Source organism: Flavobacterium sp. RHBU_24 (assembly GCF_046613695.1).
Lineage (GTDB): Bacteria > Bacteroidota > Bacteroidia > Flavobacteriales > Flavobacteriaceae > Flavobacterium.
Genome location: NZ_JBKJHD010000026.1, coordinates 1 through 12,483 on the forward strand (window position 1 = coordinate 1; position 12,483 = coordinate 12,483).

At 41.7% G+C, this 12,483-nt stretch carries 10 protein-coding genes, 1 tRNA gene and 2 pseudogenes; 6 read left to right on the forward strand and 7 right to left on the reverse strand.

Going from position 1 to position 12,483, the window contains the following annotated elements:
* Nucleotides 1-132: 132 nt before the first annotated feature.
* From ACLI09_RS17060 to ACLI09_RS17075, 4 genes are read left to right on the forward strand one after another with little or no spacing between them, the layout of a single operon-like run.
* Nucleotides 133-1,353: a porin gene (locus ACLI09_RS17060; RefSeq protein WP_411420858.1), complete on the forward strand. Its 1,221-nt coding sequence runs from the start codon at nucleotides 133-135 to the stop codon at nucleotides 1,351-1,353.
* Nucleotides 1,354-1,411: 58 nt separating this feature from the next.
* Entirely contained in the window at nucleotides 1,412-2,515 is a 1,104-nt protein-coding gene (locus ACLI09_RS17065) for a hypothetical protein (protein ID WP_411420859.1), read from the forward strand.
* Complete coding sequence (locus ACLI09_RS17070) at nucleotides 2,469-4,817, forward strand: hypothetical protein (RefSeq protein ID WP_411420860.1); 2,349 nt, start codon at nucleotides 2,469-2,471, stop codon at nucleotides 4,815-4,817. Before ACLI09_RS17065 ends, ACLI09_RS17070 begins: the two co-directional genes overlap by 47 nt.
* A 54-nt stretch (nucleotides 4,818-4,871) precedes the next feature.
* On the forward strand, nucleotides 4,872-6,368 hold the full coding sequence (locus ACLI09_RS17075; RefSeq protein ID WP_411420861.1) for an aminotransferase class V-fold PLP-dependent enzyme: 1,497 nt from the start codon (nucleotides 4,872-4,874) through the stop codon (nucleotides 6,366-6,368).
* 177 nt (nucleotides 6,369-6,545) lie between these two features.
* Here ACLI09_RS17075 and ACLI09_RS17080 read toward each other — a convergent pair whose 3' ends face one another.
* Both ACLI09_RS17080 and ACLI09_RS17085 read right to left on the reverse strand, forming a co-directional pair.
* Nucleotides 6,546-7,007: a hypothetical protein gene (locus ACLI09_RS17080; protein WP_411420862.1), complete on the reverse strand. Its 462-nt coding sequence runs from the start codon at nucleotides 7,005-7,007 to the stop codon at nucleotides 6,546-6,548.
* Nucleotides 7,008-7,030: 23 nt separating this feature from the next.
* The gene (locus tag ACLI09_RS17085; RefSeq protein ID WP_411420863.1) at nucleotides 7,031-7,918 is read right to left on the reverse strand and encodes a lysophospholipid acyltransferase family protein; all 888 of its coding nucleotides are present in this window, start codon (nucleotides 7,916-7,918) and stop codon (nucleotides 7,031-7,033) included.
* Nucleotides 7,919-8,027: 109 nt separating this feature from the next.
* On the opposite strand from ACLI09_RS17085, the gene ACLI09_RS17090 reads away from it, so the two are divergent.
* A complete protein-coding gene (locus ACLI09_RS17090; protein WP_411420864.1) occupies nucleotides 8,028-8,657 on the forward strand; it encodes a rhomboid family intramembrane serine protease in 630 nt (209 codons plus the stop codon).
* 52 nt (nucleotides 8,658-8,709) lie between these two features.
* Complete coding sequence (locus ACLI09_RS17095; protein WP_411420865.1) at nucleotides 8,710-9,402, forward strand: SIMPL domain-containing protein; 693 nt, start codon at nucleotides 8,710-8,712, stop codon at nucleotides 9,400-9,402.
* Between the two features lie 443 nt (nucleotides 9,403-9,845).
* On the opposite strand, the gene ACLI09_RS17100 is transcribed toward ACLI09_RS17095, so the two are convergent.
* The 5 genes and pseudogenes from ACLI09_RS17100 to ACLI09_RS17120 all read right to left on the reverse strand — a co-directional run bounded on the left by ACLI09_RS17100 (nucleotide 9,846) and on the right by ACLI09_RS17120 (nucleotide 12,431).
* The gene (locus tag ACLI09_RS17100; protein ID WP_411420878.1) at nucleotides 9,846-10,922 is read right to left on the reverse strand and encodes a T9SS type A sorting domain-containing protein; all 1,077 of its coding nucleotides are present in this window, start codon (nucleotides 10,920-10,922) and stop codon (nucleotides 9,846-9,848) included.
* 9 nt (nucleotides 10,923-10,931) lie between these two features.
* Nucleotides 10,932-10,979 (reverse strand): annotated as a pseudogene (locus tag ACLI09_RS17105) (hypothetical protein); the annotation flags it as partial.
* Nucleotides 10,969-11,316, reverse strand: a pseudogene (locus ACLI09_RS17110) (BspA family leucine-rich repeat surface protein); the annotation flags it as partial. The pseudogenes ACLI09_RS17105 and ACLI09_RS17110, both read right to left, overlap by 11 nt.
* Complete coding sequence (locus ACLI09_RS17115) at nucleotides 11,271-11,903, reverse strand: BspA family leucine-rich repeat surface protein (RefSeq protein WP_411420866.1); 633 nt, start codon at nucleotides 11,901-11,903, stop codon at nucleotides 11,271-11,273. The pseudogene ACLI09_RS17110 and the gene ACLI09_RS17115, both read right to left, overlap by 46 nt.
* Nucleotides 11,904-12,347: 444 nt before the next feature.
* Nucleotides 12,348-12,431 (reverse strand) — tRNA-Tyr (locus ACLI09_RS17120).
* Nucleotides 12,432-12,483 lie beyond the last annotated feature (52 nt).

Here is a 12,483-nt window from a genome sequence, read left to right on the forward strand (position 1 = left end):
CTTTTTGCAGCTGTTTTTGCTTAAAACAAACAGGTTATTTTCTTTTGTTTTAATTTAAAGTTAAGTTTGCAAAAATTTACATGTGTAATTTTCGCATATAAATTTTAATGGAAACACGACAACAACACACTGATGAAAAAACGAATACTGTTATTTTTGCTCCTGGCATGTGGTACTGCTTTTGCCCAGATAGACATTAAGCGTACCACTACAAATAACGACCTTAAGCTATCAACGCTGCCCTATTACAGCTATGGTAAGGGTTTAGGGCTTACCTCGCCGGACAGCCTATTTCAGCTCAATATACGTTTCCGCATACAAAACCGGGCTACTTATTTGCAGGAAGAAGGGGAGGAAGCAGCAATAGACGGGCAGGTGCGCAGGCTAAGGCTTAGGTTTGACGGATACGTAGGTAACCCTCATTTCCTGTATGTGCTGCAATTATCATTTGCGCCGGGCGATGTAGGCGAAATAGAAGAAGGCGAGAATATTAACATCATTCGCGACGCGGCAATTATCTACAGGCCTGATAAAAACTGGAACATCGCCTTTGGGCAAACCAAGCTTCCGGGTAACCGCCAGCGTGTAAACTCATCCGGTGCATTGCAGCTAACCGACAGGAGTATTAACAATGCCCGTTTTAACATCGACCGGGATTTTGGGGTACAGGTATACAACCTGCACGAATGGAGTGATAAATTTTCGTATAATTTTAAGTCGGCCATATCTATGGGCGAGGGGCGCAACTCTACCGATGAGCCTGATAACGGCCTGGCCTATACTGGTAAGATAGAGTTGTTTCCCTTTGGTGCGTTTACTAAAGATGGTACCTATTTTGAGGGCGACCTTAAGCGTGAGCAAAAACCAAAGCTGCTGTTATCCGGCGCGTACCAGTATAATGACAAAGCAAGGCGCACCCAGGGGCAGCTGGGCGACGACCTTTTTGAGAAAAGGGACATGCAATCGCTGTTGCTCGATGGTATGTTTAAATACAACGGCTTTGCTCTTATGGCCGCTTACATGCAGCGTACAGCTAAAAACCCGCTAACGTACAACCCGCTTGACGTTACTGATTTTAATTATGCGTATGTAGGTAAGGGTTTTGACTACCAGGGCAGTTACCTTCTTCCTTCTAATTACGAGGTTATAGCCCGCTACAGTACACAAAAAGTGCATAGCGATATAAGGGCTTTTGCACCCGATACAAACCAATATACGCTGGGGCTCACAAAGTATGTATGGGAGCATTCGTTTAAACTTCAGGGAGAGTTTACAATGGACGACCTTAATTATGCCGACGGAAGCAACAAGCAAAACTGGTATGTACGTTTCCAGATAGAAATGGGTATATAAATTTTATTTTTTGATACTACAAAATGCTTACTTTCGTTAGTGTTAAAAACCGCCACTAATGAAAAAAATGTTTCTGCTTGCAGGCTTGTTGCTGCTCGCAGCCTGTAAGCACAGTTACCATACCGAGCGCTCGTTTTGCTACTGGAAAACAAATTATTCTTCATACAGCATCGACCAGAAAATGTCGGATTCCCTGGAAGTCCGGCACATTTACATGCGCTTGTTTGATGTGGGGTGGAATCCCTACGAAAAAAAGGCGCTCCCCGTGGCCACGCTATGGGATTTTTCGGATACCGAAAACTGGTATAATGTTACGCCATCCGTATACATTACAAACGACGTTTTTATAAACAGCAGCAGGCAACAGCTCGATGAGTTGGCCGTAAATATAAAAACACGACTAAACCGCATCCTTGAAAAAACAGAAGACGCTACTGTGCGCTACACTGTATATACCTATCACATAGAGGATTCTAAGGCGTTTGATGAGTGCCAGGCATTAGAACACAAAAACTTCAAAGCCCGCATAAAGGAGTTGATGATAGATTGCGACTGGACGCCAAAAAGTAAAGACAATTACTTCTACTTTTTAAGCCGGTTAAAAAAGCAGGTGCCGCAATTGCCGCTATCGGCTACCATAAGGCTGTGGCAGTACCGCGATTATGAACTCGCGGGTGTGCCACCTGTAAGCCGCGGGCTGCTGATGTGCTACAACATGCAGGACCCTAAAAACCGTGAGACGGCTAACTCGATAGGTTCGGCCAGCGAAATGGAAAAGTATGTAAACCATAACGACTATCCGCTAAAATTAGATGCCGCGCTGCCCATCTTCAGGTGGATGCTTGCTTTTAGGGGCAAGACTCTTTTAGGTATAATGCCGGAAGATGAGGTTAACTTTGATGACCCGCTGTACAAAAAGATAGACGATACACATTATGAATTTACAAGCGACAAAGTAATTGGGGAAACCTACTACCGCAATGGCGACGTTATACGGATAGAACGCGTATCCGACGGCGAAATGGGCAAGATGATAACTATTTTAAAGGATAATATTGACCTTGAAGGCAGCAGGGTAAGTTTTTTTTCGTGGGATGAAAAGTATATAAACGATTATGGCATCAAGAAAATTTCCGGTTATTACGAAATGTTTGGCCGTTAGCCTTGCATTTCTTATCACAGCCCGGGCGGTTGCGTGCGGCTGGGGCGATGAGTATGAAACCCTGCGGCTGGCTTTCTTTAAGCCCATTACGCCCGATATGGCAAAGCTTAGCCCGTTTTTCTACTCAGAGCATTATTATAACGAATACAGCATACAAAGCAATGCTGACCGCTGGCGCAACTGTGCGGAGTGGCAAAAGCGCCTGGGTAAAGGTGTAACCGCAAATGATGTGTATGAGTTGCAGTACAGCACTAAGCCGGAAAAGTTCCAGACGGCTTATAGTGCAGGCAGCCTTGCAGATGCCTTTCCTGACAATAGTTTTATAAAAGCATTGGTTAAACCTGCTAACAAAGCCCTGCTGGAGTACTTTGCCTTTGCCAAGGAGATGGAATATACCGGCAACCCGCAAAATTCTAAATGGGAGTCGTGGGATGAAGAGGGCGAAGTGAGCTGGTGGGACAGGCAGGCGGCCGATACCATGGGGCGTTTTCCCCTCAAAGAACGGGAAGCAAAACTCGCAGCCCAAACCGACAGTTTCCTGAAGGAGCGCTATGCCTTTATACTGATACGCTACGGCAATCCCGAAAGCGTTATCCCGCTCTACAATACATATTTCGCCGATAATAACAGTGGTACTGTGCTTAAGGACTGGGCCATGCTGTTCCGCGGCTGTATGACGGAAGACAAGGCCGAACAAAATTACTGGTTTAGCCAGTGCTTTGACAGGTGTGAGGAAAAAGTACTGGCAGTGTCCCAATGGTATAACTATGATTTTCAGGAGCAAACACTGCAACTGGCAAAGAACGACCACGAGCGTGCGGTTATACTATCCATTGCCGCCATGCGCAACCCCGGCCCGGCGCTGGATGAACTCAAACAGGTATATGAATTAGATAATAGTGGCACTTACTTAAAGCTGCTTATAGGCCGTGAAATCAATAAGCTGGAAGACTGGCTGTTGTTTTCTAAGATAGGGGATAACGGGCCTGATATACAGGACGAATATTACTATTGGGAAGATGAAAACGAAGATGCCAGTAAGAAAAATTATGCAAAAGACTTGCAGCACCTTGAAAAGTTGCGGAGCTACCTTATAAACATATTTGATGAAGCACCGGCAAACAACAAAGACTATATAGCCGCCGGTATTGCCCACCTTAGCTTTATGGCCGATAAGCTGGACGACGGTTATAAATATGCCTCGGCGATAAGCGAAAACGCGCCCGAAGCCGTGCGGGTGCAAAAGTATGTAGAACTGGCGCTGGTATCGGCTAAGCAGGGTAACCTGCAAAATGTAAATGTTCAGCAGCAGCTGGCTAATGCTTTTACCCGGCTTGACGCGCTTGCAAAAACCAACGGCGCATATAACAAAAGCCTGTATACGCTGCTTGTGGTGCTGGCATCTGAATATAACAAACAGCACGATATGGCAACCGCGGGGCTGCTGTACTTAAAATCGCAACTTTATAAATACGACGAAGGTGATGAATGGTATTATGCAGATACACAGGCTGACAATTCTCCCGTGTATGAACATATAGCATATTTTGACCGTTTTGCCACATTAGAGGATATGGATAAACTAGTAGCATTAGTAGACAAGAAAAATAAAACACCTTTTGAGGCATTCATCTGCAAAGCCACTACCACTAACCGCTACTTTTATCTCGACCTTAAGGGTACAATCGCTTTCAGGCAAAACAACCTGCAACTGGCGTATGATATTTTTAAGGAAATACCGGAGGAAGAGTATTATAATTATCTGGACCAAAACCCGTTCTATCCGCGGGTACTCAATTATGCCCTTAAGGAGGCTGATCATGCCGGTAACTTCAGCAAGGCCGCATTGCTAAAAAAGATGCTGTTACTACAAAAGAAGACCGATGCCGAAAGCTACATGCAGCTGGGCCATGCGTATTATAACCTTAGCTACAGGGGAAACGCCTGGACAGTGAGCGCCTATTACCAGGGCAATTTATATTATGATGCTTATTTTGGTGCCATAACCACCGAAAAAGAAAGTAAGTACACTGCCGGTAATTATACTAACCTTACACTCGCTGCGGCCTATTACCAGAAAGCCCTGGCTGCCGCTAAAAACGACGAGCACCGCGCCATGGCCAGCCTGATGCTGTATGTGATAGGCAATCCTGAAGATTACAATAATGATTATTACTGGGAAGAAGAGGCTAAGCCAAAGCACGAACCGGGCGACTACCTGCTTGATTTTTACGGGAGGTATAAGGATACCAAGGTGTTTAAAAGATTCAGCTGCCCCGAACTTGAGCAGTATTTGAAATAGATGGGCGGTAAGTAATTTATTTTGATAAATTTGCACTAACAATACACTACCACTATGTTGCAGGAGGCAAATACCGTAATTAAAAGCAGTCTTGAAGCGTATTTTACTACGTTCAGGAATAATATTATTGGTGTAGACCAGGAATTTGAGTCGCCGTATGGCACTAAAAAAATGGTATATACCGACTGGACCGCCAGTGGCCGCCTGTACCGCCCCATAGAGGAGAAGATAACCAATGAGTTTGGCCCCTTTGTAGCCAATACCCATACTGAGACAACCATAAGCGGCACGGCAATGACCAATGCCTACCACCAGGCACGCCACATTATAAAAAAGCACGTTAACGCAGGTGCAGACGATGTTCTTATTACCGATGGTACAGGCATGACCGGGGTGGTAAATAAATTCCAACGTATACTGGGGCTAAAGGTTCCGGAAAATATGAGGCCGCATACCATAGTACCCGCCGAAAAAAAGCCCGTGGTGTTTATCTCGCACATGGAGCACCACAGCAACCAGACCTCATGGCTTGAAACTATTGCAAAGGTGGTAGTAATACCTGCCTGCCCGCAGGGGCTCATTTGCCTGGACAGTTTTGCGGCGCTGCTTGAAGAACATAAGGAGTATACCCTTAAAATAGCTTCAATAACCGGGTGCAGCAATGTTACCGGTATTAAAACACCCTATTATGAAGTCGCAAAGCTGGTCCATAAATACAACGGTGTTTGCTTTGTAGATTTTGCCTGCAGCGCGCCTTACGTAAAAATAGACATGCACCCTGAAGAAGAAGAGGCCTATCTTGATGCAATATTCTTTTCTCCGCATAAATTTTTAGGGGGTCCCGGAACTTCGGGGGTGCTGATATTCAATAAGAAGTTGTACAAAAATATGGTACCCGACCACCCCGGTGGCGGAACGGTAAGCTGGACAAACCCATGGGGTGAGCATAAGTACCTTGATAATATTGAGGAACGTGAAGACGGCGGTACCCCAGGCTTCCTCCAGGTGATAAAAACTGCGCTTGCCGTAAAGCTAAAAGAGCAGATGGGGGTTGACAATATCCTTAACCGCGAACACGAAATTACCGACTATATTTTTAATGCATTGGGCAACGTACCCGGCATTAACATACTTGCGCCACAGCACCAGGACCGGTTGGGCGTAATTTCCTTTTATATCGACGGGCTGCATTATAACCTTGGCGTAAAGCTGCTAAATGATAAATTTGGCATACAAACACGTGGCGGATGCAGTTGTGCAGGCACTTACGGGCACTACCTGCTGCACGTAGACCAGGAACAATCGCACCTGCTTACCGATAAAATTACGGCGGGCGACCTGATACAAAAGCCGGGGTGGATTCGTATGTCGATACACCCTACCACTACTAATGCCGAAATACAGTATGTGTGCGACAGTATTAAGTCGCTTGCTGCAAACCATGAGCTTTGGGCAACCGATTATAATTATGTGAGGGGCACTAACGAGTTTGTGCACAAAAAAGATAATAACCCTACAGAAGCGCTGCTCAAGGAGTGGTTTACACTTTAGACTTAAAGATTTAAGAATTTAAATATTGAAAAATTCTGACCTCTAATCTTACCTAAATAGCCTTCAGGTTTTCCAAAAAAGCCTGAAGGTTGTTGGGAGTTCTTAATCTTCCAAAAGATTATCTTAATAAAATACTCAAATGCTATTTCATAAAAACAATTGCTAATCGGTTTCATTTTATTCGATAACTTCGTAAAATAAATTTTTAAATTTAATTTGTAAATACGAATTTGGATTTATTTCAAGAATAAATTTTCCGGTTTCGTCATGGCCTAAAATAATTGGATCGAAATCTACTATGGTAAAATCATTTTCTTTTTGAACTAATATCTCGAAAATCATTCCTTCAAATTTCGTATACTTAAACTTCTCTATCTCTAAGAAGTTTATTTTTATTGTTTCCCTTTTTACTTCTTCAACTATATTAAAGCAACTAATAATTAAGTTAATTTCATTAATTCTTTTTTTATAAGACTTATCACTAAAATCAATATTGGTTTTATACTCAAAATTTACCAATAGAGCGTCGTGAAAATCATTATAATTCGCAATCAAATTTTCGATTGTTTTTTGCTCATTTTTTCGATGATTGCCGTTAGCTTTTAACCATAGCTTTTTTAAAAAAGTAGAGATAGTCACTTATCGTTAGTTTAAAGTCTATTTTATTGCTGCGGGTCATTTCGCCTGTGCTTAAAGCGCTTGTGCGTCCATAAGTAGTAGGCGGGTTCCTGTTTTATCTGCTCTTCGAGCATTTGCATAAAACGGTCAGACACTTCATAATTTGGTATGTCTTTAACATTCCCTTCCACTTTAATAAAGGTGCATTTGTAATAGCCCCGTTTTATTTTTTCTGTTTTGGCAAATGCCATATTAAGCCCCATTTTTTTAGAGAGCATTTCGCCGCCTACGTGTATCGGCACTTCCATCCCAAAAAAATCGCCCCAGTGTATTGCTGAACTTATCAATGGGCTTTGGTCGGTTATAAAGCCGTAAAAGCCTTTAATGCCATTGCGCGCATTTTGGCGCATCAGGGGTATTACCTCGCGTATGCCTACCAGTTCCGCGTTAAACCTGCCACGCATTTTACGTACCAACCCGTCAAAATACTTGTTGCGTATGGGCTTATAAATGCCGTAGCCCGTATAGGTTGTAAGGTATTTGTGCATAAGAAGCAGCCATTCATAGCTGGCGTAATGGGCTATAAGCACCGCTACGCTTTTGCCCTCTTTTTCCAGTTCGTGTATTACCTCAAAGTTAGTAAACACAAAACGTTTTTTAATTTCTTTGTCAGATATGGTAAGCGACTTGGCCATTTCAAGGAAGCTGTCGCAAAAATGGTGGTAAAACTTTTTCTCAATTTTTTTGGTTTCTTCCGGGGTAAGATGGGGCAGGGCAAGCGCCAGGTTTTTACGCACGGTTTTTTTCCGGTAGCCTATTATGTAATACACAATTATATAAACGGCATCAGACAACAAATATAACAGCCTGAAAGGCAGTATTGATATAAACCAGATAATGGGGTATGCCAGTAAATAGGCGAGGAGCTGCATCAAAAAAAAGTTTTTACAAAGATACTGTATTATTTAATTTTAAATTTACTTGCCCTATTTTTACACGATTAATAATTTACATTACTTAGTACCAAATATACATCGCACTATGCCACTTGATTTAGTTGTCATCATCCTTATCGCTATTAACGCGGTTGTAAGTTTTAAAGCCTTTAACGATATGTCGTTTTTCCGCAAATATGAGTTTCATGTGGGCAGTATCAGGGCCGGCGAGCAGTACCGTATGTTTACCAGTGCTTTTTTACACGTAGATATGCAGCACCTGTTGTTTAACATGCTTACGCTGTTTTTATTCGGCCCCACCGTGGCCCTGTATTTAGGGACCGTGGGCTTTTTACTGGTGTATATTTGCAGCCTTATTTGCGGTAGCCTGTTATCGTTGTTTTTTCATAAAGACGATTATTACTATCGTGCGGTGGGTGCTTCGGGCGCTGTAGTAGGTGTAATATTTTCTGCAATATTGCTAAACCCTGACATGGAGGTAAACTTTTTGCCCGGCTACCTCTTTGGTATTATATATCTGCTGTTTTCTATCTACGGCATGAAGGCCAAAAGGGATAACATAGGCCACACGGCACACTTTGGCGGTGCTATAGGCGGGTTTGCCATCACGCTTGAACGAATGCCGGAGTTATTTTATACGCAAACTAATACAATTATCCTCCTGGCAATACCCATTGTAATACTATTTATAATGCAAAAGTTGGGTAAGCTGTAAAGTTGGCACGCATTTTGAAATTCTGTAAGAAAACAAATAAAAATTAAACATCATGAAAAAGATTTTCTTAACCGCGTTATTAGCCACAGGCCTGCTTGCAACCGCGCAGGTACAGCAAAACACCCCTCCGCAAATTAATGTTTCCGGCGAAGGCAAAGTACTTGTAATGCCCGACCTTGTAGACATAAGCATAGGAGTAACTAACACCGGTGCCGATGCAGCAACCGTAAAAAAAGCAAACGACCAGGCCATTGATGCTGCCATTAAATACCTTAAGAGCCAAAAGCTGGACCCTAAAGATTATCAAACCCAGCGTGTAAGCCTGAACAAAACGTATGACTATGACAAAAAGAAATACAACTTTATAGCGCAGCAAACCATAATGATACACCTTAAAGACATAACCAAGTATGACGCGTTGATGCTGGGCCTTACCGATGCCGGTGTAAATACCATAAACGGTGTTACCTTTAAAACAAGCAAAGAAGAGCAGTATGAGACCGAAGCACGCATAAAAGCCATAGCCGATGCACGTAAAAAGGCTGAAGATTATACTAAGGCACTTGGGCAGCCGCTGGGTAAAGCGCTTATGGTTACCGATAACTCTCAAACATACTATCCGGTAGTGCGTAATATGGCTATGATGGAAAAAGGCATGGCCGCAGATGGTGCACAGGAAACCCTTGCCCCGGGTGAAATAACCATTACCGCAAATGTGCAGATTAGTTATGCGTTAGGCAATTAAAAATTTTACATATAATAGCAATGCCCGCAAGTGTTTATTGCGGGCATTTTTTTTATTTTTCGCTAAATAATAAAAACTGCAAATCATCCTCTCGTTAGGGTCGGGCGTTTTTCAAATTCAATCCGCATAGTTTGGCAATTGTTGTTTTACACAATTTTTCAAAAGAAAAAAGAAATTTGTTTATTGAATCGAAAATTTAAAATAAGCCGGGTTTTTAAAATAAATACTAACCACCATGGTGGAGACTTTATTTATCGCACCAACTTTCAACTGTGCCAATCTTTAATGCACTACCTAATTAAAAGTATTTGATATTCATTATCCACACAAATTACATCAATTCAAGGGTATAATCCCGGAGCTATCATCGGTCCTAATGATTTTTTTTTAGGGAATTAACTTGTTTTAACGCTTAGATTAAAAGTCATTGTAAGGTCGCGGGTTTATTGCTTTACAATTTTAAATTCTTTTACCAAACTGCCCGATGAAGCTCTGATTAAATAAATAGATTCTGGTAAGTGCTTCAAATCAACAGTAACAGACACAGTGCCGTCAAAGCGTTGCTCAAGCACTTTTTGTCCTTGTAAATTATAAACCGCGACTTGATCTATGGCAGTTTTACTTACAATAGTCAGGACTGAACTCACCGGGTTAGGATAATATTCAAGTGTAGCAAGATCATTACTGCCAATGCTCAACGTGTTAGAAACCGTTACAGGAAAATACTGGCTCCGGCATTCGCCATTATCATTTACGGCATAGTACGTCATACCATCTTCCAATAAAGTATCTAATGACAAAGGATTGATATCATTCAATGCATCTTCCGATGATGCATACCACACCACTGAAGCAGGACTTATTACGATATCTGATAATGTACTGTTGGCGACAAATGGTTGCGGTGAAACACCTGTTGGCACCGCAAGTGGGCCTATAGTCAGGGTAACGGTAGTTGCAGTAGCACACTCTCCGGCTTCCGGTACAAATGTGTACGTGGTTGTTTGAGCAGTATTTATTGCAGGAGACCAGGTTCCCGCAATGCCTTCCTGGGAAGCAGTGGGAAGTGCCGGAATTGTCGATCCTTCACAAAAAGTAGTATTCAAGTCAAATTCCGGCGTAACAGAAAGAAAATCATGCCCGGAGAAACCCCACCCTTTGTTTATTATCATATTATTTATCGCCGGCTGCGCTTCAGGGCCATATTCCATAAAGGTTGCCCCTAAAACTTTATTATTGGGCGTCGTGGGATTGTTGTTCCATCCTATAATCGTTTGCGAATAATTTTTGCAATCCAGGCCTGAGCGGTCTAACATCTCCGTTAAGGTAACATCCTGGTTAAGTATCCAGCCCGCTAAATTATAGTTGAAATTTTCTGCCCTGAAAAACATTCTGGACATGTCGGTAACATTGGCCGTATTCCAGTTTTCAATTGAATCGCTTCCTCCGTTATTAAATTGACTGGTTGAAGGAAATGGATAGGAGAAGTAAATAAAATCATTTTCAAACATTCCAGCCATGTTAGTTACGTTTGAGGTTTGCCAATTCCCTATATTCTGATTGAAAGCAAATGCCATGGTTAAACATGTCAGACATATCAGTAACATTTGAAGTATTCCAGCCGCTAATATTTTTATTAAACTGTACTGCCCCTTTAAACATACCCGACATATTGGTGACGCCCGAGGTATCCCAGTTTCCAATATCCTGGTTAAAGACATATATATAGCCAGAGCCAAGATTTCCATTAAACATTTCAAGCATGTTCGTAACGTTTGATGTATTCCAGTTTCCAATGTTACGATTAAAGTCAGATGCATTTTTAAATAATTTAGACATATCAGTAACATTTGATGTGTTCCAGTTACCTATATTTTGGTTAAATTCCCTTGCACCCTCAAAGAGGCTCGACATGTCAGTACATTAGAGGTGTCCCACAAACTCAAAGCCTGATTAAAGTTTAAGCATCCTCTGAACATGGCCGAAATGTTGTTTATATTAGAAACGTTCCAATTGTTAATGTTGAACGGAGAATTCAAAATACTGCACCCATCAAACATACTTTTCAGGCTGGTAACATTTGACAGATCCGGAATATCAGTTGCGGTTACCTGAAGAAATAAGAAACCTTGAAAGGCATTTTCCATACTAGTCCACTCTACACTGCCCCACTGGTTAATAACCTCTAAGGAGAAAGAATAGAAACCGGAATTATTGTTGTATATCCGTTTAAAATTTTGCGGTTGAATGAATAACTTGATACTGCTTTGCTGCGGTAAGCCTGATATGGTAACAGTGGGGCCAACAAATGTTCCTGATCCTGAGGCTGGGGCCGCGGGGGGCAGCGATTGCCAGGTATAGGCTACGGGGCCGGTGGTTTCAACATCAAAAGAGATAAAAGTGGCGCTATTTATCGTCTTCCAGGTGGTAATAAATTCCTGCGCTGTACTATTGAAAACAAACAACAGGAAAACAAAAATAGAAAGTAAATATTTTTTCATTTTTTATTCAAAAATAAATAGTCTTACAAATAGATAGTAAAATTTAACTAAATATTATAACTTGTTTATATCTTATAGATTTAGGAGTTGAATGTTGGATAGTCAACTAATTTGTTAGAATCTTTAACGGCAATCAGATATCGCAATGTAAGCAGGGGTTTTAGAGCACTCCGTGGTTTTATTTTTGAGCAAAAAACCTAGGTTGTCGAAGTCTGAAAATGAAGTTGCCGTGGATAAGCTATATTCAAAATTGTGGAGTTGCAAACTGAGAAAAACTATCTAAAAAAGTTTAGCCGTGTTAGCTTTGCTATCAATTCAAAGTTTTTTATTGACAAATATCATAATATAAGTATTTGTAAACAATAAAAATAAAAAAACCTGTAACTTTTTAAATTACAGGTTTTCAGTAATTTAACCGCTTTATGGTAGTATAAAGCGGAATTGTGGTGGGGAGAGAAGGATTCGAACCTTCGAAGATTTCTCAACGGATTTACAGTCCGTCCTCGTTGGCCGCTTGAGTATCTCCCCATTATGGCCAGCCTTTTCAGGCACTTTGTTTTCGCTATTGCGGTTGCAAATA